General features: G+C 45.0%; 18 protein-coding genes. 13 read left to right on the top strand and 5 right to left on the bottom strand.

All coding sequences use genetic code 11. The features are described 5' to 3' along the window. Nucleotide 1 precedes the first annotated feature (1 nt). Nucleotides 2-727 carry a pyruvate formate-lyase-activating protein gene (gene pflA, locus DW947_RS16350; protein WP_005832493.1) on the top strand — a complete coding sequence of 242 codons (726 nt, stop codon included), beginning with the start codon at nt 2-4 and terminating at the stop codon, nt 725-727. Between the two features lie 68 nt (nt 728-795). On the opposite strand, the gene DW947_RS16345 is transcribed toward pflA, so the two are convergent. The 4 genes from DW947_RS16345 to DW947_RS16330 all read right to left on the bottom strand — a co-directional run bounded on the left by DW947_RS16345 (nt 796) and on the right by DW947_RS16330 (nt 7,544). Next, the gene (locus DW947_RS16345) at nt 796-3,000 is read right to left on the bottom strand and encodes a glycoside hydrolase family 3 N-terminal domain-containing protein (protein ID WP_117963295.1); all 2,205 of its coding nucleotides are present in this window, start codon (nt 2,998-3,000) and stop codon (nt 796-798) included. A 30-nt stretch (nt 3,001-3,030) separates the two neighbouring features. Then, complete coding sequence (locus DW947_RS16340) at nt 3,031-5,493, bottom strand: beta-glucosidase (RefSeq protein ID WP_117963297.1); 2,463 nt, start codon at nt 5,491-5,493, stop codon at nt 3,031-3,033. Nucleotides 5,494-5,669: 176 nt separating this feature from the next. After that, entirely contained in the window at nt 5,670-6,995 is a 1,326-nt protein-coding gene (locus DW947_RS16335) for a porin family protein (RefSeq protein WP_117963299.1), read from the bottom strand. Further along, nucleotides 6,996-7,544, bottom strand: a complete 549-nt coding sequence (locus DW947_RS16330; RefSeq protein ID WP_005831669.1) for an RNA polymerase sigma factor — start codon at nt 7,542-7,544, stop codon at nt 6,996-6,998. Between the two features lie 182 nt (nt 7,545-7,726). Between DW947_RS16330 and DW947_RS16325 the strand changes: the two genes are divergently transcribed. Next, entirely contained in the window at nt 7,727-8,431 is a 705-nt protein-coding gene (locus tag DW947_RS16325) for a NigD-like protein (protein ID WP_057282053.1), read from the top strand. A 180-nt stretch (nt 8,432-8,611) separates the two neighbouring features. Then, nucleotides 8,612-11,725, top strand: a complete 3,114-nt coding sequence (locus DW947_RS16320; RefSeq protein WP_117963301.1) for an ATP-binding protein — start codon at nt 8,612-8,614, stop codon at nt 11,723-11,725. Nucleotides 11,726-11,771: 46 nt separating this feature from the next. On the opposite strand, the gene DW947_RS16315 is transcribed toward DW947_RS16320, so the two are convergent. Beyond that, nucleotides 11,772-14,309: a beta-mannosidase gene (locus tag DW947_RS16315; RefSeq protein WP_057281715.1), complete on the bottom strand. Its 2,538-nt coding sequence runs from the start codon at nt 14,307-14,309 to the stop codon at nt 11,772-11,774. Nucleotides 14,310-15,087: 778 nt separating this feature from the next. Between DW947_RS16315 and DW947_RS16305 the strand changes: the two genes are divergently transcribed. The 10 genes from DW947_RS16305 (at nt 15,088) to DW947_RS16255 (ending at nt 23,717) form a co-directional block, all read left to right on the top strand. Next, entirely contained in the window at nt 15,088-15,702 is a 615-nt protein-coding gene (locus tag DW947_RS16305; protein WP_007845701.1) for a TetR/AcrR family transcriptional regulator, read from the top strand. Between the two features lie 95 nt (nt 15,703-15,797). Beyond that, nucleotides 15,798-16,904, top strand: coding sequence for a tyrosine-type recombinase/integrase (locus tag DW947_RS16300; protein ID WP_165859473.1), 1,107 nt, complete (start codon nt 15,798-15,800; stop codon nt 16,902-16,904). Nucleotides 16,905-17,626: 722 nt separating this feature from the next. Further along, nucleotides 17,627-18,598: a hypothetical protein gene (locus DW947_RS16290; RefSeq protein ID WP_117610803.1), complete on the top strand. Its 972-nt coding sequence runs from the start codon at nt 17,627-17,629 to the stop codon at nt 18,596-18,598. A 70-nt stretch (nt 18,599-18,668) separates the two neighbouring features. After that, nucleotides 18,669-19,433 carry a hypothetical protein gene (locus DW947_RS16285; protein ID WP_117610802.1) on the top strand — a complete coding sequence of 255 codons (765 nt, stop codon included), beginning with the start codon at nt 18,669-18,671 and terminating at the stop codon, nt 19,431-19,433. An 83-nt stretch (nt 19,434-19,516) separates the two neighbouring features. After that, nucleotides 19,517-20,293 carry a PoNe immunity protein domain-containing protein gene (locus DW947_RS16280; protein WP_117610801.1) on the top strand — a complete coding sequence of 259 codons (777 nt, stop codon included), beginning with the start codon at nt 19,517-19,519 and terminating at the stop codon, nt 20,291-20,293. A 51-nt stretch (nt 20,294-20,344) separates the two neighbouring features. Next, complete coding sequence (locus DW947_RS16275; protein WP_117610800.1) at nt 20,345-21,094, top strand: hypothetical protein; 750 nt, start codon at nt 20,345-20,347, stop codon at nt 21,092-21,094. Nucleotides 21,095-21,150: 56 nt separating this feature from the next. Further along, nucleotides 21,151-21,348: a hypothetical protein gene (locus tag DW947_RS21905; protein WP_117610799.1), complete on the top strand. Its 198-nt coding sequence runs from the start codon at nt 21,151-21,153 to the stop codon at nt 21,346-21,348. 10 nt (nt 21,349-21,358) lie between these two features. Beyond that, nucleotides 21,359-21,910 (top strand): hypothetical protein, encoded by a 552-nt coding sequence (locus tag DW947_RS16265; protein ID WP_117610798.1) that lies wholly within the window; start codon nt 21,359-21,361, stop codon nt 21,908-21,910. A gap of 30 nt (nt 21,911-21,940) precedes the next feature. After that, nucleotides 21,941-22,783, top strand: coding sequence for a helix-turn-helix domain-containing protein (locus DW947_RS16260; RefSeq protein WP_117610797.1), 843 nt, complete (start codon nt 21,941-21,943; stop codon nt 22,781-22,783). Between the two features lie 31 nt (nt 22,784-22,814). Further along, nucleotides 22,815-23,717 (top strand): RteC domain-containing protein, encoded by a 903-nt coding sequence (locus DW947_RS16255; RefSeq protein WP_117610796.1) that lies wholly within the window; start codon nt 22,815-22,817, stop codon nt 23,715-23,717. Nucleotides 23,718-23,745: the final 28 nt, after the last annotated feature.

Raw genomic sequence — 23,745 nt, 5'->3', positions numbered from 1 at the left:
TATGATAAATGTACACTCCTACGAAAGTATGGGAACATTCGACGGGCCGGGTCTCCGGCTCGTCGTTTTCCTGCAAGGATGTCCGTTCCGTTGTCTGTATTGTGCCAATCCGGATACGATTGATGTAAAAGGAGGCACTCCCACCACTCCGGAAGAGATTCTGCAAATGGCTATCAGCCAAAAGGCATTCTTCGGGAAGAAAGGAGGTATTACTTTCTCCGGCGGTGAGCCTACCCTGCAAGCAGAAGCGCTGATTCCTCTTTTCAAGGAGCTGAAGGCGAACGACATCCATATCTGTCTGGACAGTAACGGAGGCATCTGGAATGAAAAGGTGGAAGAGCTCTTTAGTCTGACTGACCTCGTGCTGCTGGACATCAAGCAATTCAATCCCGAACGCCACCGTACGCTGACGGGACGAAGCAACGAACAGACACTCCGCACCGCTGCCTGGCTCGAAGAACATGAACACCCCTTCTGGCTGCGCTATGTACTGGTCCCCGGTTACAGCGATTCGGAAGAAGACACCCGCCTGCTGGGTGAAAGTCTTGGCAAATACCAGCAGATACAACGGGTGGAAATACTTCCTTATCACCGTCTGGGTGTTCACAAATACGAAGCCATGGGATGGGATTACAAATTGAAAGAAGTGAAGGAAAATACTCCGGAACAACTGGAACGGGCAGAAAAACTGTTCAAAGAGTATTTCACGAATGTGATAACCAACTAAAACAGAAAAGCAAGGCTGTCCGGATATGATTCCAGACAGCCTTGCTTTTCATTTATAGGGTAAGAATCCTATTCTTTCAAGTTATAGGTAATCTGCTGTACATCATCACTACTGCCACCCACCATAAAGACGAAATCACCAGGTTCTACCATATAATTCATCTCATTGTCATAGAATCCCAGTGCATCGTCAGTTATCTGAAAAGCTACAGTTTTGCTTTCACCCACATTCAGATGAATTTTCCTGAAGCCCTTCAATTCCTTTATCGGACGCGTAACAGAGGCTACCTTATCCTGCACATACAATTGAACTACTTCCTCTCCTGCACACTTACCGGTATTAGTCACTTTTACCGACACCTCCGTATGGACGCCTGCAGCCTTGCCCGGCAGCAGTTTCAAATCAGAATATCCAAAATCCGTGTACGAAAGCCCATATCCGAAAGGATAGGCAGGCTCAGTGGAAGCATCGATATAAGATGCCTTATAGGTCTGTTTCAATGCGGTAGGGCGGCCGGTGCTCTTATTCTGATAATAAATGGGAATCTGTCCTACGTGTGCAGGAAATGTCATGGGCAATTTAGCCGAAGGATTATACTCTCCCCACAACACATTGCATATGGCATTGCCGGCCTCACTTCCCAGCCACCAAGTACACAGTACCGCATCAGCATGTTCCCTTATCTCATTGAAGATTACCGGACGCCCACACATGACAAGAGCAATGACAGGTTTTCCAGTCTTTGCCAGTTCCGACACCAGCTTCTGCTGCCCCTCGGGTATGGCTATATTCACTTTGGAAGCCTTCTCGCCACTCTGACCGAATCTCTCGCCTACCGCCACAACAATGACATCCGAAGCCTCAGCAGCCTGTAATGCTTCCTGCAATCCGGTCAATTGATTGCTCTTCATATCATAGCCTTCAGCATAGTTCACCTCCAGTCCTTTCCGGACCAATGCATCATATAAGGTCACCACTTTGTTCCGGTCCGTAGTGGCAGCCCAAGCACCTGCCATATCGTACTGGGATTTTGAGAGTCCTCCTATCAAGGCTATCTTCCTCGTCTGTGCCGTCAACGGAAGCACAGATTCCCTATTCTCCAGCAATACAACGGAACGCTCGGCCATACGGAGCGAAGCATTACGGACTTCGGGCGCATTGAGTATTCTGGCTGCTCTTTCCGGATTACAGTAGCGAAAAGGGTCCTCAAACAATCCCAACTCATATTTCTTCTCCAAAATACGCCGTACTGCATCATCAAGCACACTCTCCTTTACTTTCCCTTCTTGAACAAGCTCCTTCAGATAAGTCAAGTAGCAGGTACTTACCATCTCCATGTCCAGACCAGCATTCAGCGCTTTGGCTGCGGCATCTTTCTTGTCAGCAGCATAACGGTGGTTCACCAATTCCTCTACCGAATTATAATCGGACACAACAAATCCCTTAAATCCCCACTGCTCTCTCAATAGCCGGTTGAGCAAGAAATCATTGGCAGTACAAGGAATATTATTAAAATCATTGAAAGCACTCATCACGGTAGCTGCTCCTGCCTTTATGGCCGCCTTATAGGGAGGCATATAAAAATTGGCAAAGTGGCCCATTGACATATCCACACTATTATACTCCTTTCCTGCTATCGGTGCACCATATCCGGCAAAATGTTTCATACATGCCATGACAGTCGTCGTGTCCGCCAAATCGTCTCCTTGCAAGCCTCTGACACGCGCCTCCGCTACCCGAGAACCATAATAAGGGTCCTCACCGGCCCCTTCCATGACGCGTCCCCAACGTGCGTCCCACGAAATATCCACCATCGGGGCAAAAACCCAGTTCAAACCATCGGCGGCACTTTCCAAAGCATTGTAGCGTGCAGCTTCCTCAATCATGGCCAAATCGAAACTTGCAGCCTCGGCAAGCGGAAGCGGAAATCCGGTACGATAGCCGTGGATAACATCCAGTCCGAAAATTAAAGGAATGCGCAAACGCGATTGCAAAGCAAGCTCTTGATAACGGCGTATATCCTTTACTCCTATCACATTCAGCATAGAGCCTATTCTGCCTTGCCGGACATACTCTTCTTTAGGAATATTTCCACCGTCGGGTCCGGTAAAATTCCCTCGGTAGGTGCATTGTGCAAGCTGGCCTATCTTTTCATCCAGCGTCATCTGCTTCATCAAGCTTGAGATGAATTTCTCCTTCTCCGTAGTTTGTGCCGAGGTAAAGGTGTTACCAAGTCCCCACAGACAAACCATCAGTATTATTATCTTTTTCATACTGCCATTCTTGTTTTGATATTTATTTTATCATAAAACAACAGTTGCCTTCAATGGTAAATCAGCTGAAGAAGGACCTGCCAGAATCTCAAAAGTCCCCTTTTCCACTACAAACCGATGTGATTCCACATCATAGTAGGCAAAGGCTTCCTCATCCAGCAATATCCGGATGCGCTTGGTTTCCCCCTTCTTCAAGTAAACCTTATCGTAGCCTTTCAACTCCTTCAATGGACGCGGAACAGAACATTCCACATCCCGCACATATACCTGAGCCGCTTCTGCAGCATCCATCTTTCCAGTATTCTTGATGTCAAAGCTTACCGTAACCCGGTTTCCACCCGTCTTCTCAACACTCAGATTACTGTATTCAAAACTACTGTATGACAGTCCATACCCGAAAGGATAGAGCGGCTGTTTTCCATTCCGGTCATATCCCCTATAACCTACGAAAACACCTTCGGCATACTGCACCCGTTTATGAGGTACATTGCGATTGTCATAATAATTACCATATACCGGATTATCTTCCCATTTTTCCTCGATGCTGACTGGCAGTTTGCCACTTGGCGAAAGCTTGCCCGTAATGATTTCGGCAAGGGCCTTTCCACCCTCCTGCCCCGGATACCATGCCATCAAAATAGCTTGTACATTCTGCCCCCAATTGCGGAAATCTATTCCACCTCCGGCATTCACCACCACAGTCACATTATCATGAAGTGAAGCCACTTTATTAATGAGATATTCCTGCCCGTATGACAATGCAAACGGACGGTCGAACCCTTCACCTTCTGTACTGCTGTTGAACCCGGCACATACAATAACATTCCTGGCATGCTTCAGTGAAGAGGCCAAACGCTCCTCATCCATCATTCCTGCCTGGAAACTGACAGTCGCCTCACCCACATTATCAAAATATTCAATACGCAGCCGGTATATCTCCCCTGTACTGACCTGCATAAATGCACTGCGGGTACTGAATGAATGGTTCCCCCAATCTCCGGTAATCAGCTTATCGTTTACAAACAGACGGTATCCGTCATCGCCAGCCAGCTGGAACTTGACAGTTCCATCCTTGTCAGCCTTGTAAACTCCCGTCCAACGGGCAGAAAACTGATCTACCGGCATGCCGTCGAACGGTGCACCGTATTTCCAGGCATAGTCTATGGCAGGCTCTATGACAGCCTGAAAAAGTTCTCCGGTAAGATTACGAGTATTATAATATTCGCTCTTAAAACCGTTTTGCGTAAAACTGTCATCCGTATAAATCTGTTGGGACATATCCTTATAAAGAAGGCTGTCAGACAGCAGTTCTATCTGTCTGCCGCCCTTCAACTGAACCATACCGTCATAGAGCGACACTACCGAATAAGGAGTGACAAATCCGCTTCCTCCTCCTGTGGGAATAATATCGGCATTAGGCCCGATTACCAATGTTCTACCGTTCCGGTAAGGCAACGTACCGTTGTCATTTTTCAATAACACTACTCCTTCCCTCGCCAAGTCAAGTGCAATTTCCTTAGACTGTGCATTGTCTTTATCGATAGATTTATCTTCTCTCGGAGTATCAAGTGCTCCAAAAGCAATCAATGTCTGGAGTATATGCCGGACTTTGGCGTCAATGGTCTCTTCCCTCACGATACCATTCTCTATTGCCGGAATAAGAATCTCCCTGGTCATGAATTTACCGACGGGCATTTCCAAATCCAACCCTCCATTAGCGGCTCCCACACCGGAATATACAGATGTCCAGTCGGACATCAAGATACCTTTAAATCCCCACTGCTTGCGTAATACATCAATGTTCAGCCAGCTGTTTTCGGTGGCATGCACCCCGTTCAGCGGATTATAGCTATCCATGACCGCTCCTACTCCTGCTTCCTGCACAGCTTTTCGGAACGCGGGAAAATAAATTTCCTGCAACGTGCGTTCATCCACATCCGAGCTGGCATGATGCCTGCTCCACTCCTGGTTATTGGCTGCAAAATGCTTCACCGTAGCCATGACTCCCTCTTCCTGCACTCCCAAGATATATTCTTTGGCTGTTTCGCCCGTCAGATAAGGGTCTTCACCAAAATACTCATAGTTTCGCCCGCATAGAGGAGAGCGGTAGATATTGACTCCAGGCCCCAACAGAATACTTACCCCACGGGCCTTTGCATCCCGGGCCAAACCATGTCCCAGCTCTCTAGCCAACTTACGGTTCCATGTCGAAGCCGACAAGATGCCACAAGGATACAAGGTACTTTGAGTATTGTTACGTATGCCTTGCGGACCATCGGCCATCCTGATTTCGGGTATGCCAAGCCGGGGTACAGCCCGGATATAAAAAGATTTGGGACCGGAAATGTAATCGATTTTTTCTTCCAGCGTCATTTGAGAAACCAACTCCCTGGCACGCTGCTCCACCTGGGGAGTAATACACACTTGTGCTTTTGCCGTGATTGCACAACAAAGCAATAGCCCGCTTAAGGCTACTTTCTTTTTAATCTTCATTTTGTCTATTTTACTACGTGTTTGTTATATTGCCGGGCATGTCCCGACCTACTTTCTTTCTTCTCAATCAATAAAAAACCGTGTCCCTTCATCCACCAACGAAGAAACACGGCCGAAAGTTATTAAGAAAATTCTGAATCTACAAGAAAGTGGACAAAAACATGTCTGTCCTGCTATCAATAAGTAAGACGTATACCGGCCTGCAACGTAAAGTTACACGGGTTCTCCTTGCGTATAGTCTGTATCGACGAACCGTCATCAAAGAAATAGGATACTCCCGGTTCCACATACAGGCCCACCCTATTGCTTATGTTATACTGGGCACCGACAGCACCCATGACAGAAAGCTGTACCGGTTTCACAGTCTCACTCTCAGTACCAATCTTGCCATACACACATTTTTCAATGGCACCCCCCGCCGAAACATACATCGTAAAGTTCTTTGTATCCACAAAGTTCCAGTTGGCCCGTACCGGAATGCCAATATAATGCAGCTTCTGGCTTATCTTTTCCGAGCTGCCCTCATACCTTACGTCAGAAGCAAGATAGGTATACGTCAGCCCGCTTTCCACAGAGAAACCCTTCGCCAAGTTTTTCCGCACCGAAACACCGAAACTGAGCGGTTGTTTATGGTCTATATCCGCAATTTTCTTTTCGCGTCTTTGCAGATAGGGCATACCATCCTTAAAAACCAGTTCCTGCCCGTCGGGAATAGTAACAATGCCATTGGCCGTAGAGGATAAATCTACGTTACCGCCATAAATAGGACTTCCAGGCATGTAGTCCGACATCACATTCGCTTCCCCTTCATTCGCCAATGAAAAACCTCCCGTATTTCCTACGGACAAGCCAACCGCCCATCCTTTAGCATCCCTACCAGAACTGTTTTTTTCCGGAAGATGCAGTTTGTCCCGGCCTGACGGACGATAGCGGTCTTCCCTTGTCTCCGGTTCCTCGGCCTGCATTGTAGTTTCATGGTCCGTATCTTCCACTACCGGTTCTTCCGCCTGCTGTCCAATACCGACAACCTCATCTGCAGTTTCAACCGGCAGCATTTCCTCCTGCTGTTCTTCGCCAACCGATATTCTGATATGTTGTGCAACCAAAGGGTGACTTGCCTCCTTATTGGGCGCCGATGCATTTCCATGTGCCCGATAAGCAGGCTCTATGGAATTAGTCCGTATGGCAGGTACTGTCTGTTCCGGCAAGACGTCCGGAGCCACAGCCAAAGCGGGCACTGACGTATGCCGCATTTCATTCCCTACCGGACTCTGCAACAGCCACAGACTGACGGACGAAACCGCCACCAGCAACACAGCTGCCGCGGCCACCGCCCAGCGACGGAAAGGTATCATCCTATGCGGTCCGGTTATCGGAGCTCCGGAAACGGACAATTCCTTCTCCAACCGCTCCCATCCGGCAACCGGCAGCGGTTCGGAATAGTCTTCCAGCTTGTCCTTTATCTTTTTCAACCACAATTCATCTTCCATACGTTCCTTCATTTAATCATTTCTTTTCATCCACTCACGTACTTTTGCCGCTAAAGTCGCTTTAGCACGCGTCAACTGCGAGGCAGAGGATTTTTCATTAATTCCCAATAGTCGAGCAATCTCCTTATGGGATTTCTCTTCAAAAATATATAAGTTGAATACGGTACGATAGCCGGCAGGCAATTCACTGATAAACTGCATCAGTACTTTTTGAGGAATGACATCTATTGACGAACCTTCCGGTTCCTCATAAGCTTCGGGTGCATTCTCCAAGGCCGATGACTGATTCATCACATCATTTTTCCGCAAATACTGCAATACCGTATTCACCATTACGCGTTCCATCCATGCCCGCAGAGAACCCTCTCCCCGCCAAGTGAACTTATCGAAAGAATCAAAAAGCTTCAGAAAACCGTCATGCATCAGGTCTTGGGCAGTCTCCCGGTCACCTGCATAACGGAGGCATACGCTGAGCATGCGTCCCGCATAGCGCTCATACAGTTCTTTGCGGGCAAGATTGTCTCCTTGCCTACAGCGTTCTGCCAATTCCTGTTCTTCCATTCTCTCTTTTAACACGTGTTTACCCTATAAATGCAATCGGCGCAAAAATACTGCATCAGGCAGAGAAGAAAATCATACTTTCATTTCTTTAACAGTATACTACGCAGTATTTAGCTTTTCACCGCATTTTCTGAATACAAAAATAAGTTTTAAACAGAAAAAAGAGCTAAAACCTACCACTTATGAAGAAACTGAGAATGACATTGGCAGCATCCATACTTTTATTCCTGACTGCCATTGTATTGCAATCATGCCTGGACGATTGGGATGACAAATATGACACTTTGTTCGCCGTAGGTACGGTAAAGGTCATCGAAGGAAAAGACTACTATTTCTCACTGGACGAAGGCAGTAAACTATATCCCAGTGACACAACCTATGTTCACGACTATGCCGTAATAGACGGCCAGAGGGCTTTCATCTACTTCCGCGAACTGGAAGAGAAACTTCCAGGCTACGAATACAATGCCCAAATAAAGCACATCGAAAACATTCTGACCAAAGACATCTACTCCATGCCTGCCGAAAAGGCGGACAGTATCGGAGACGACAACATCAACGCCACGGATTTATGGATTACGGGCGAGTATCTGAACATCAAATATCAATTCTACCACAGCAACAACGAAGACAAGAAGCACATGCTGAACCTGGTCATCAATGAAGCATCCACCGGCGAAAACGACAAACCGGATTACGTCAATCTCGAATTCCGCCACAATGCCTACAATGACAGCCAGCTCACGCTGGGCACCGGACTGGCCTCCTTCAAGCTGGACAATATAGCGGAACAGCTGAAAGAGAAAAAAGGACTGAACATCCGTGTCAAAAGTCTATATGACGGTGAACGGTTCATGACCATAGACATTAAAAAAGAAAACAACTAAATCTCCTGAAAACACATCTTTCAACATCTCAATGAGAAGCGGAGTGACATTGCAATATGTTGCTCCGCTTTATTTTTCCATATCCCGCTTAAATTCATCTTTTTCTTTGTCTATCCACCGGGAAACCCCTACATTTGTAAGAATTTTCACAATAGCAAACATTAAAACGGTCCAAAGGATATGAAATACATACTGGGAGCAGTAATTGCAATACTCTGCTCGTTCACCTGCACAGACACCCTATATGGAAAATCTCCCGCAACAGACGTCGACGATATTCTGATAATCAACACTTATACAGAAGCCAATCCCTGGAGTAATGATTTCATCACCTCCATTGTGAACATGGCATCACAGAACAGCCACATCGGAGTATACACCGCACACATGAAAATGCTGACACTTGACGAGGAAAATAAACTGGAGACATTCAAAGAGAGCTTGTTCAAGAGTTACAAGAACCCTAAACTTATCGTGCTTATCGGATGCGGAAGTTTCATCATGTGCGATGAACTGAACCGGCAGTGGCCCGATATCCCCATGATATTATGTGGTGAGAGGGATTATACCGGTCCTAAGGAAACAATGATACGCGAGCACGCCCTGCCCCGCACAGAGCGTATTCCCATCAGTGACCTACAGAAGAAGTACAATCTGACCTTAATGCAATCCAGTGTATACCTGAACGAGAACCTGCAACTCATGAAGCAACTCATCCCCAAAATGGATAAGGTCATGTATATAGGGGATGAAACATACATCTGCCAGCAGAACGACTATGACTTGTCCGAGATTATCCGTGAAAAGTATCCGGAGTTGGATTACCAGTTCCTTAGTGCGAAAGACATCCGAACGGACAGCCTTTTCAATATACTGAACCACGTGAATCCCCATACTACCGGAGTCATCTTTTCATCCTGGCTGTACAAGAGCTCTCCCCATGACAATATCATGAGGAGTAATTCCCACCGGGTCATCTCTACCGCCCCCATCCCTTTGTTTTCGCTAAGGGCCATCGGTATTGAAGAAGAAGGGGGGATTGTAGGCGGCTACATTTACAACAAAGAGAAATATAATGCCCGGCTACTGGAAACCATCCACAAGATATTGGATGGTACCCCGGCACGCAACATCCCGTTATACTATCCCGACGACGGAGCCCCCGTATTCAACTATAAATCCCTTCTGCAGCGTGACCTGAATCCGAAGCTATGCCCCAAGGGTACCATATTCTACAACATGCCTCCCACCTTCTGGGAGAAGTACGAATATGTCATTATCAGTATCACTGCCGCAATCATAACTCTGCTGTTCTTTTTCCAATATCTCCGCCTACAGTCACTGAGTAGAATCAAAAGATTACAACAGCAACAACTGGACAGCAATCTCAAATACCGAAATCTGATAAACAACATGCCCATCCTATACATGTATGAGAAACTTATAAAAGATGAAAAAGGGCGCATTACTGACACCTTATATATAGATGTCAACAATTTCTTCGAAGACAGATTTATCATGCGCAAAGAGGCTGTCGGCAAGCGGGGAAGCGAATTATTTCCCGAATCCATGAACGAGTTCCTCCATTTCATGAATATTGCATTGAAGGAGAAACGTTCCGTAACTTTCCCCTATTATTACAAGAAGATAGACACTTTCTACGACATTGTAGTCAAGGCAAGCGACAATGGCGAATACATGCACGTCTTCTGCGTTGACAGCACCGAGTTGCACCACACCCAAATACAGTTGAGGTCGACAAACCGGAAACTTTCCATGGCACTCGACGTTGCCAACATCGTACCATGGAAATGGAACCTCCGGACACACACCATACTCTGCGATGTCAACAAGCCGATAGAGCTCAGCAATAATGCCGGTATCATGGACGATGAACAGCTGTCCGTACCCGACAGCCAGTATTTCTCCAAAATACACAAGGAAGACCTGGAAAAAGTGAAACAAGCCTATACAGACCTGATTGAGGGACGTATCCAGAAAGTCAAGGAGGAATACCGCGTCATCAATCATGCCGACAGACACAAACACTTCGACTGGGTGGAGGCCCAGGCCGCCGTAGAAACCTACGACGAGAACAATAAGCCGCTGACCCTGGTGGGCTCTTCGCTGGTTATCACCGAACGGAAAAAGATGGAGACGGAACTGGTTTCCGCCAAGAACCGTGCGGAAGAGTCGAATAAACTGAAATCCGCATTCCTCGCCAACATGAGCCATGAAATCCGTACGCCGCTCAATGCCATTGTGGGATTCTCCGGAATATTGGCTTCCACCGAAGAGGAGGAAGAAAAACAAGAATACGTCAGCATCATTGAGAACAACAATACTTTGCTGCTGCAACTCATCAGTGACATTCTGGACTTGTCAAAGATAGAAGCAGGCACAATGGAATTCATTGATACGGATTTTGAATTGAACAAAGTGATGAGAGAGCTGGAAAGTTCGCTCTGCCTGAAGCTATCGCCCGAAAAGAATGTCACCCTCTCCTTTGAGCCCGGACTGCCCGAATGCCACATTCATTCCGAGCGTAACCGCTTGTCTCAACTCGTCATCAATCTGGTGACCAATGCCATCAAGTTTACCCAAGAAGGCAGTATCCGTTTTGGCTACAAGCTGCAAGACGACAAGATGCTTTATTTCTACGTATCCGATACGGGATGCGGTATCCCCGAAGACAAACAAGAGAGCATATTCGGCCGCTTTGTCAAGCTCAATAATTTTGCCCAAGGCACCGGACTGGGATTATCCATCTGCCAGATGTTGGTACAGCACATGGGAGGCAATATCGGACTGACTTCCAAGCCCGGCGAAGGCTCTACCTTCTGGTTCACCCTCCCCTATGTGCCGGCAAGCCGCATCCGGCAGGCAGAAAGCAAGACCGAACCTATAAAAGTAAAAAAGCAGAAAATCACCGTCTTGGTTGCCGAAGACCATGACAGCAACTTCCGGTTGATTGAGTCCATCCTACGAAAAGACTACAATCTGATACATGCGTGGAATGGTCAGGAAGCCGTGAATATGTTCAGGGAATACGACCCGCAGCTTATTTTGATGGACATCAACATGCCGGTGATGAATGGTTACGAAGCGACCAGGGAAATACGCAAATACTCTACACAAGTCCCCATCATAGCCGTCACCGCCTTTGCCTATGCTTCTGATGAACAGCAGGTCATGGAAAACGGCTTCGACGCATATATGGCTAAACCTATCAATGCCAATCAGCTGAGGACACAAATATCAGCTATACTGAAGCAGCATATTATCTTTATGTAAAAAACATCCGGACGGAAGAAGCATGCCAACGTCCGGATGGCGAGTATCAGAATTCATTGTTCAGGCAAGTCAGCCTCAACGAACCGTTGAACGCTTCGGCAGACAATCGCGTCCTGACCTGCACCTGCACGCTGCTCTTCGGCTGGACATCAAAATAATTGTCGCTATACACACTTTCATTGTCAGCAACGGACAAGCATACAGCACGGGCAAACTTGTCTGCCGATACCGTCACTTCATATCCGCCTTCAATGGAACGGACTTCAGTCTGCAAATCCACCTTCGGATAATCCATATCCTTCTGCTTGCCCAGACAGTAGTTATTATGGTACACCCTGCCCGATTTGTCCGTATAGTCTACGCGGACATATACTGTTCCTCTATTCGCCCCCTCCAGCAGCTTGGCAAGCGGTGCGGAAAAACAGACACGGCTGTCATTACCGGAGATGCCGACAGACTTGCCCCAGTGATGAACCACGGTTCCGTCGAACTGGCAGACCTGGAGTTGCAGCCGGCCGGAAGTATTCTCCAAGCGGTCGGACACTGCATATACTTTCAAATCATCCCCCTCCACTACCGGAGAAATCAAGATGTCATCATAGGCCTTGCGGACATAATAGTGCTGCGCCTTCCAGCGTCCGTAATAGTCACGGCTCGCCCAGGAAGCTACGGGCCAACAGTCATTGTGCTGCCAGAAAAGTGTCCCCATATTATACGGCATCTGGCGGCGGTGCGACTCGATGGCCGTCTTGATGGCATCTCCCTGCAGCACATGATTCATATAAAGGAATGCCCGGAAATCACGCGGTTTTTTATATTCATTCAACAGGTAAGTCTCAATCAGCCCGTTGGCATGGTCGCCACCACGCTGATGGGACATCATCACCTCGGAACGTATATCCCAGTCTTCGGGGTAAGGAGCATAGCGCTTGACGGACTCGAACTCTGGAAAAGACTGAAAGCCGTACTCGCTGAAAAAGCGGGATTTCTCGCTGTCATAATCAGAAATGGGTGCTTTACCATGCCAGACACTCCAATAGTGACGGTCCCCGTCAGTAGTACCGGACATCTCTCCCTCGAATGCGAACGGAGAAGAAGGCCAATAGAAGGTTCCGGGTGCATACTCCCTGACCACCCCGGGTAAGGTGACATGATACTGCTGCCGGTACTGTGCCCAAATCTTGTCGGCATATTCCTTGTTCTGCCGTTCTATCTCACGCTTCCAGCCCCAGCCCAGCCAGGCATCCTGGCATTCATTATTTCCACACCACAAAGCAATGCAAGCATGATTGCGCAAACGTTTCACATTGTCCACCGCCTCCTGATGGATATTATCGAGCAGGGCGCCTTCTGCCGGATACATGCTGCAGGCAAACATAAAGTCCTGCCAAATCATAATTCCATGCTCATCACACAAATCATAGAAGACATCGTTCTCATAGATACCTCCGCCCCAGACACGCAACATATTCATGTTTACACCGGCGGCATCGAGAATCGTCCTTTTATAATTCTCGGGAGTGACGCGCGGCAGGAAGTTATCCAAAGGGATGTAATTGGCTCCTTTGGCAAAAACCGGACGCCCGTTCAGCTCTATATAGAAAGTATGCCCGTCCTTATCCGGCTGATGCACCACCTTCAAAGAGCGTATGCCCACCCTTTCGGTTTTAGAGTCCAACAATTCCCCGCCTGCAATGATATCCGTACGGAAACGGTAAAGGAAAGGCTCCCCCAGTCCATTACTCCACCACAGCTTCGGCTTGTGAAGGACAAAATCAACGGTCACCCGATTGGTGCCTCGCTTCAAATCCGCTTGCCACTCGCCAAGCACTCTTCCGGTAGCCTCGTCTGTTATCGTGACCAGCACTCCGTCCATATCCTTATCGGCATCCAGCTCCACATGTCCGGCAATCACGGCCCTGCCTGCACCGACTTCCTTCTGCTCGATAAACACATCGTTGATTCTCAAATCGCTCCAAGCCCTGATATACACCGGACGCCAGATGCCGGAGGTAACCAGACGCGGCCCCCAGTCCCAGCCATAATGATAACCTGCCTTACGGGCAAAAATGCTTATCTTCTTGTTGAACAAGCCCCCGTTTTCAGACTGGTCATTGGATGCCGGATACTGGTAGGGAAGTGCATCCCATTTGGGGACGTCTATCTTTACCGGCGAATGGAAGTACACCTTCAATATATTATTCTCCTCCCTGATGTACTGCCTGACGGGGATAGACCAGCGGCGAAACATATTGTTCGCTTTCAGTATACATTCATCATTCAAATAAACGTCAGCGTAAGTATCCAGCCCCTCGAACACAAGCTCCATATTCTCTTTCCGCATCATGTCGGCAGCAAGAGTAAAGCAAGTTTCATAAACCCAGTCTTCCTTGTCAATCCATTGCAATCCCCGTTCGTTCAACCGGAAAAACGGGTCTTCAATAATCTTGTTCTGCAGTAAGTCCGTGTGGACTACTCCCGGAACTGTAGCCGGATACCAATTGGTCAGTCTCGCCTGCCGGAATTTCCAGCCTTCATGAAGGTTCTTTACCGCTGTTTTTAGTTTCATACGAGTGTGTTTCATAGTTTTCTTTGACTACTCTAAATTACGGATAGACAAAAATACGACATTCAAAGGATACTTTATAATATCTTCTTAACGAAACATGATACAATCCCGTACACACCTACCGGGTCAGCGTCGCTGCACATCTGCTGCAGTGTGACTGCAAACGTGTTGCAGCGCTACTGCATATATGCTGCAGTGACACTGCATATGTGTTGCAGCGCCACTGCAAAGCTGAATGCAGTAGCACTGCAAAAAGCATGCACTTGCTTTGCAGTGGCAATGCATTATCCCATCGCCTTATTATGAAAGGAGATGTCATCCAGCTTTCATTATCTATAATTAATTTACAAAGACATAGTTTCCAAGTCTTTCAAAGCAAACGGAGTACAAGCAAAAAAGGTCTACAAATCATAGATTTGTAGACCTTTACCCGCTAGTTTTCCATCTTATTCAGAACTGTTGCGGAGAGGGAGGGTTTTGAACCTACAACTCTAACCGCTTATATTTCAGCTACTTCGCTTTCAAAATTTCAAATAGGTAACGAAACAGTAACGATTTTCAGATGTTGGGCTTGTCCAACTTTGACCGCTGTTTGTCTGCCTAACTTTCGGGTTCAAAGATACGGCTTTCTTTTGAAACTCGCAAATATCTGATAATAAATATTTTTGGGTTAGTGCAAGGTGCAAGCTATATATATAAATATATACTTGCACCTTGCACTAAAAAAAAGCACTGGGGTACAAATGCTTAAAACAAAATCCGTATCTTCGTAACCGATTAAAAACAAACGTGTATGATAATAACTAACCGTGAAGAAGTAATAGATAAAGCGTTCGGCGTATTTGTCAGGATGAACTACGAGAAAGCAAGCATCATCACGCTTGCCAAAGCCTGCGGGGTGACAAAAACGGGTATCGTTTATTATTTTCCGCACAAGTTGGATTTATTCATGGCTGTGGCGGACAAATACGTGTTGCAAATGCACGAACCGGAAAACAAGTTTGCCGCTCCTGCCGATACGTTGGCAGAGTTCATCGGGCAATACGTGGCTGGAGTAGCCGCTTCCATGAAAAGGATTGTTGAACTGATTGGCGATAATAGCAGCCCGCATGATTGTAGTCCTAACTTCTACTACTTTCACTTTCTGTCACAAGTGCGCATGTACTATCCGGGTATCAGGCAGAAAATTGAGAAAATCTACCGACAAGACTATGACCTATGGGAGAAAGTCATACAGAAAGCAAAAGAAAGCGGGGAAATCAGGAGTGACACGGACGTGAAGAAAACGGCTATCATGTTCCGGCAAATGTTTTTAGGACTGTCATACGAACAAGCATTTCTGAACGGTCTGAACGTGGACGAACTGGCAGAAAATTTTCGCCATATCTATTCGCTGCTTAAAGCCTGATACTCTTTTGTTTTTTTAACCTCTATTATTTTTGAACAGATGTTCAAAAAGTGATATTTTTATCTTATCTTTGGAGCGAAGCAAAATTCAGCGACATGGATAAGGTTCAGAAACAGAGAGGAAGCATCGTTCTGTACAAGGAAGAAAGAAACGGTGCGGACTACATACGAATAGAGTATGTAAACAGTCAGGCTGTCGCCCTGCTGCTCGCCCAAGATACGGACATAGAAATGGCTGGCAACGGCTCTGCATACATAGCGTCAGCCGCTTTCAGCCTGCCGGATTTCTACGACCGCTATTCACCCCACGCCTATATTGATTACAGCCGGGTTTACGTGCGGCATCCCAAACCTAAAAGGGAATACACACTGCCGAAAGGCTACCTCGAACTGCTGGAACAGAAGCGTTACAGCCCCTCGACCGTCAAAACATACCGTGCCTATTTCAGCGACTTCATGGAATATCACAAGGGACGGAACATCGACCGCCTGAAAGTGCCGGACATCAACAAGTACATACTCTATCTTGTGAACGAGAAGAAAATCTCGGTGTCGCAACAGAATATGCGCATCAATGCTATCAAGTTCTATTATGAGCAGGTGAAAGGCGGCAAGCGGCAATACTACGGCGGTATCACCCGTGCCAAAGAGTACAAGAGCCTGCCCGAAGTGTTGAGCAAGAATGAAATTAAGCGCATCCTTGCACAAATTTCCAACATCAAGCATCACTGCATGATTTCGTTGGTTTACTCTGCCGGACTTAGAAGAGGCGAATTGCTTAACCTGACCCCGCAGGACATCAACAGTGAAACAATGTCGGTTCGCATTATGGGCAAGGGGAAGAAATGCCGTTATTCGCTCCTTTCGCCCAAGTTGCTGGAAGAGCTACGGCACTACTTTCGGGAATATCGCCCACAAAAATGGCTGTTTGAGGGCGAAACACCCGGAGAGCAATATTCGGCAAGTGCATTGGTGAAAGTGCTGAAAGAAGCCGCACATCGTGCAGGCATCAAACACCGTGTACACGTACACATGCTGCGCCACTCCTTTGCCACACACTTGCTGGAACAGGGAACAGACCTGCACACGATACAGGAATTGCTGGGACACAACGACATCAAGACCACAACCATTTATCTTCATGTGTCAAGTACCCATAAAGCAAAAATCCCTAATCCCCTTGATACACTGGATAATTCGTGAGGTGCAGTTATAGAAGTGTAGGAACGACACCATAAGGTGCGGTTATAAATAACATTAGCGAAAACATGTCAAAATGAAACGGATAGAATTGTTTATGAATATGCTATACTATTGTAATTATATGATTTTTTATAAGGTACAAAAAGGTTTTGATTGGCTTTTCTTCTCTATACTGGACAATACATGTACACGAAAGTTCTGTAAAAGCAATGGTTACTGGGAATATGTAAACAGGGTTAAACAGAAGTATAATGAAATGGTGTGGAGTTCTGAGAATAAAAAGAAGCCGCCTTTTCGCATTCTTAGTATGGCAGACACAGGAATTATTTTCTTCATTGGCATTAACTTACTTACAATGCTAAATGTCATAGAGATAATAACAGATATAGGAGCATATGACTTGTTCAATAATGAAATAGTGTTAGGATTATTATTAATTGTTTATTGTTTAATGATATATTTTATTTATAATGCTTTTATAGATAGAAACGATAAATATGTTTCCTATTTCAAGAAATTCAGAAAACAGGGATTTTGGAAACTATTTATTTGTTATGTAATATCTTATAGTGTGACTATAGCCTGTTGTTGTTTAAGTTTAAGTTTCATTTTGACAAAGTAAATAACAGAAAGAATATTTCGCTAACAACGCAGGATAACGGCAAGCCGTTCCCTGCTGAACCATTAATAATAATTGAGTTCGTAAAAAAGATTCACATAAAATGGAAAGAATAAAAACAATAGCATTTAGAGGTGGCAACGATTTAATTGCCAATTTGCAGCTATGTATTGACCGGATTAGTTATACTATTCCTGATGTCATGAATCGTATATCAGGTCAATATAATGTTAGATGTGTGTTTGAAAAGGTTGAAAACCAATTAACCTTTAGTGATTCCATTTTAGGCGAACTAATAAATCAAACTTATTTGGGGAAAGTCTATATCAATGACAAGTCAGATATACGATTGCTTTCTCCGAATAGTGGTTTGTCTGAACATAAAATAGATTTTAGCTTACAAGGAGAATTTAATATAGGTGTTAAGATTTTTAAGGACAAGCCTGTTCACACCTTGCCCGCTATTGATGTTCTTCCAATACCTGTTGAAATTATCACTATTTACTTCTATTTTTCAGAAATGAAACTAAATGAAAATTTGGTTTACTCTATATCTGACAAATACTTTGATTCTTATGATTATCTCGGCTTCATTCTTGTGGACTTAGCAAAAATGGAAGAAATAATAACTCGAAAATATGGCAATCGGAAGTTGGACTTAATAGACGAATTTTCCAATACAGAGCTAATCGATGAACTGTTCAGCCAAGAAATAATCATGATAACTTGGGGTATTCATCCCTATTCTTATCCGATTTACAGTTCTGAAAATGTTGATTCTATCCGTCCTTTATTGGGGCGAGAGTATAAGCAAGAGGGTCGCTTTTACATCAAGGAAGACATAAGAGAGTTGAGTTTAATTCCGGGCTACGAATTAAGGAAGTGGCCGGAATTTACACAAAAAGAATGGACTAAAATATCATTGAATGGCAAAGGAAAAATAGCACACTTAACTCCTTATATCCTTGAAGATTCTGAATTTGAAACAGTATTAGTTTCATTTCTAATTCATAGAAGCGAGGGGTGCTTAAAAGAAAGTATTCCTCTGCTAAATGTGAATCTTTTATACGAATAACATTGTAATTATTATTAACGAGCCAAGATAGCTGCTGAACGCAGCTCCTTGTCAAGCCATTAGTTGCAATATGAAAAGAGTAATTATACTTTATGTTTTATTCTTGCTTTCACCTTATACTTTTGCACAAAACTATAAGGAAACTATTCAAACAGAGATTGATGCAATAAACAAAATGCCTTTGAGAATTGCATACCTTGTTCCTTTAGATAGTTTAGGAAAAGTAATAGAGGATGAATATATGGAATTTGATCAAATCCATTCATACAAAATCTTAGATGATGGTCAAATTAAGAATACCAATATATTGTTCACTATGTATTTCGATAGCGATAACAAAATCAGGAAAGTATTCAAGCGATGGGCTGACGGGGGTGCATTGCATAGTATCGCATATTATGATTCTAATGGGCGATTGATATATGGGGTATATAATAGAGGAGATGAAACTCACGGAAAGCTGTATGCTGACGCTCCGGGTTTTCATATAGAGCATTTTCCTGAAGAGAATGAATGTAATGACTGTTTTGAAGCATATCTATTCTTATCTACGAAATGCATGGAAGCTCAGTATAATATAATATTACAGAGCCCTCCAAATGCTAAAAGGACGATTTTTACGCCACAAGTTGGAAATAGTGCCATACTATGCAGTTCTTACATTTATTCTTTGCCTAATGGAGAAAAAACCACCAAAGGCGAAGATGGTATAGCAGTCAATTTTGGAATGCCTGTTGTTATAAGTAATTTAACAAATGACTGGTGCAAAATAAATTCCATTTTTAATGCTCCTATAGGTTATATACCTATTCAAGACATTGAAATCATTAAGTAAATATAGTCAGCAACTAACAACGAAAGATAGCATCTGACGATGCTCCTTTCTAACCATTATAAAACTCTGAATATGAAATAATTATGGAAGCAAGAGATAAGTTTAGTACAAAAGAAAATTTTGCAACTCTTATTAGGTTGCAAACGGAATTTATTGATGATTGTAAAAAGGATATACAGGATTTGAAAGACAGTGAGGATAAAGGCATTCAACTATACAGCCTACCAAACAAAGAAGTTATTCAGAATAAACATGAAACAATTTTAATGTATAAATATGATAATCTACTTGCAACTTATTCTATGGGAGAGAGTATAGATAAGATATTGCCGCTATACAAAAAAATCGTTTCGTTGATGCCTATTGCATGGAATAAAGACAATGGGTATATCCTTATGGTAAATATGCTTTCTATCGGTATATTGTTAGGTGTAGAAGATGCTATATTCTGTCAATTAGCAATGGTTTCCCAAAAGGAGAAACTGAACGATTTCTTAATAAATTATTTTTTTCACTACACATGTAAAATAGATGTTTCAGTGAATAGCGTTAATTTTTTATTTCCTCGCCCTTATGCGGCGACAAAGGAAGTTATCTCGTTTGCAGATAAAGATAAGGCTTTAAGTGTAAATAGGTTAAAGAAATATCTTTCACAAGAATGGTATAGAGGTCATTCCGGTTGTGGTTGGCACAACATGCACAAGATAAATATATCTGTACACTCCGGCTATTGGAGCTTTGAAAGTGGTGCATTGGTCAAGGTTTTGAAGCTGGATGATAGCAGCTTGAAAGGATTACCCTACTATCCATACGACATGGTACACTGGAATGAAATTAAATATGATGTTAACGAAGCGTGATAACGCCTTACAGCGTTCCCCGCTGAACCATTATAAACAGTAATGCAAAATATGAAACAGAAAATATACCATATCATTATCTTTTTACTCTTTTGGTTTTGTGGAGTAGCCTATTCACAAAATCCCAAAGCGGATATTTTGCAGCAAGACCTTTCGGGCTTGTTTGACAATTTAAGCATGATTGGCATATTAGGAGAAGATTGTAGCCGAATTGATATTCATATTACCGAAGTTCGGAAAATGGATAGTAGAGAATATGAGATAAAGGGTATCAGTCGTACCCGATTATCCGTAATCTGTCCGTTTAAGGGAAAGGTTTGTATAGATAGCATTTCTTCCTGTTCCCAAATGATAAAAAGTGAATATACGGAATTGGACGGTTTCATATACGGGTATTACTCGTTTGCGGAATACGGAGATAAACGATATAGCGGTACATTCTCCGGTTCTTTCAAGCAGGGGTATCGGATGAGCGGACAGCAAATAGAGAAAGGACGGAATGAAATAGCAGAACTGAAATTGAACTTATCTGAATATCGGGGTAAGTGGAAATCCGCAAAGGGACTGACAAAAGTCTGTTCTTGGGCAGATGAGATTATACCCGATACTCCTGCAAATTTCTGCCTGTTTAATGATGCAGGCGAATGGATTGTATCACCGAAATATCGTAAGAATGGTTGGGAAAATCTATATAATGCCTATCACAATGAAAATCTGACAACGGATGAGATACAAAAGGCTCGTGAGGTGGAAGAACAGGAATGGTGGGTAAATAAAAGCCAATCATGCAAAGTAAATTGAGTTTATAACAAAGCGTGATAACGCTTACAGCGTTCCCCGCTATCCCATTAATCAATATGAGTAACCTTATCACAGTAAATAGATTTGGAAAAGTTCTGATATGGGTATGGAACAGATGTATAAAGAAAACTGCCATTCCTTATGAAGAACTTGATTTCCATTACCCCGATTGGGCTTTCATTATTACAGGTTGTATCTTTTTCGGGGGTGTGGTAGGTGTTACCCTGCTTTATTTTGCTTTTATAAAACAATAAACGATTTACAATGAAAGCCCGACTAAAATACCCGATATTCAGCTTTGCCCCCAAAGGCAACATGATATACGTGTTTCGCAAGGAAGAACTATACACAACGACCAATACCAAGTTGTTGAAGAAGCGGAAGAACTACATTGTTGTGGATGCAACCGGAACGAAGTATGTCGAAAAAGGGGCGCACAAAGTGAAGTGGCAAGGGATATTCGGATATTGTATCAGGATGCAGGGACGTGTGATTTCCATTGAATACGAGTACGGGGACAACCCCGAACCGTTCCCACTACGAAAACTGCAAGAACTGGTAGCGGAACGATACCCCAAGACACGGTGGTTCAAGGAAGAATGCTGGAACAGCGCAGACGAGTTCCGGCAAGCGATTTTCGACTGCAAGACCTTTGAGGAAATGGCGGACATACTGATGCCCGAACGAAAAACGAGCGTTTGGCAGCGCATTGAAGAATATTTCCTGCGGGCAGGTTTTCTTATGCTTGCCGCCATATTCCTTTATCACGTGGTTTGGTGGCTAATCCAAAAGGTCTGGATATGGGCTACCGGGTAACGTACAGGAAACAAATCAATTCATTCAAATATGGAACAACGGATTACATCATTATTGCTTCCCGCTCCCGAAGCGGAGTTGGAAGCGTCCTGCAAGGAACTGGACGAAAAGGTAACATGGCTGCTGCACAACAGCCGGAAAATGGACAACTACTTGGAATTTGAACCGTTCAGCAAGGACGGGCGGCTGTGCGCCCACGTGTGCGACACGCTCAAAAGCCTGCCGGAAACGCCGACACTGGCGGCATACAAGGACTACAAGGCAATCATTATCCTGCTGGGTATGTCCACCACACATTACGCCATACTTGACGAACTGGCGGAACAGCACCGCAAGCGGGACGAGATACCCGAACTGACCGCCTACTGCGATGCGCTCCACTGGATGCGACCGGGACGGCAGTACCTCTGCAACGTGTACAACACGGTATGCCACGCTTTCCACCTGCTGCGGAGAAACCCGGTAAGGGACAACCGCCTGCTGGTGACGGAAAAGGAACTGCGCCACGCCGAACGGATGCTGCCGGAACTGGGCAGGCAGACGTTCACCGAAATGGTGCGTCTGAAAGGCTACATGGTCTATGATGCCGAACAACTGGCGGAGAAATGCGGCATGGAATACGGCTCGTTCCGGCGAAAGGTAAAGAAAATGACCGGGTACACGGCTAAGGAATGGGTGGTAAAGGAACGGGCAAAGGACGTGGAACACTACCTGACGAACACCAACCTCACGCTTACCGAAGTGGCGTTCACCACCGGGTTCGCATCGACATCGAACCTGAACGACTTCTGCAAGGCATATCTTTTAGATACCCCCGGAGAAATACGCAGAAAAGCGCAGGAAACAAGAAAATGCACAGTTACAAGAACGTAATGTGAAAAATCAAGAATAAAACTGATTTTTTATGCCCGTAACTTTGTGCTTCATAAAAGATAAGCACAAGGTTATGGAACATAAGATACCGTTGGAAACATACTTCGCCGGACTGCTTCAAAAAGCGGAATGGCAGATACAGGAATACGAGGACACCGCAGCGGACACGCTGACGCTCTGCCGCCTGTGCGTGGACTACCTGCAAGAGATACTGGGCGAACTCAAAAACTTTATAATCTCCTACCCGTTCGCCAGCACGGAAGAGGAAATACGCTTCTTCAAGGAACTGAAACCGCTTTTAGCGAGCAAAATCATCTATTACAACACCGTTTACAAGATAGAGGTGCGCTTCCCCAGCGGCAGCGAGGAAGTGCAAAGGGACTACCTGCTGTCGGAAACCGACCGCATTTCAAGGTCGTTCCAGCGGAACTTGGCGTTCTACCAGTACCACCGCACGAAAGCCACCTACTTGGACAGGCAGTATTTCATGCGTGGGAAGCCTGACATACAAATCATCGTGGACAGTTTCTATTACGAAACAGACCCACAGTTCAGCACCAGTCATGATTTCAAGGTAGCCAAGATTTTAGCCAACGAACTGCTGGAAATATACCTCACCAACCGTCTGCACGAGCTGGAACGCCGGGAACAGCGCAAGCGGGTGAAGAACGGCTTCATGGGCAGGCTGTTGCGCTGGACGGGGACGAAAAGGGCGTTGGTGGAACTTATCTACGCACTGGACGCCTGCGGCTGTCTGAACAAGGGAACGGTTGATATTAAGGAGATTGTAGCCTATTTTGAATACGTGTTCGACATAGACCTCGGCGACTTCTACCACACCTACATGGAACTAAAAGCCAAGACCAAAGACCGAACGGGCTTCCTCTCCACGCTGAAAGACAGGTTGCTGATGCGCATGAGGGAGCAGGATTAGGCAACCGTGCTTTAACAAAATTTATTTC

This window comes from Bacteroides sp. AM44-19 (genome assembly GCF_003603395.1).
Lineage (GTDB): Bacteria > Bacteroidota > Bacteroidia > Bacteroidales > Bacteroidaceae > Bacteroides > Bacteroides uniformis.
Note: the sequence above shows the minus strand (reverse complement) of the source record. Positions and strands in the feature narration are given on the sequence as shown.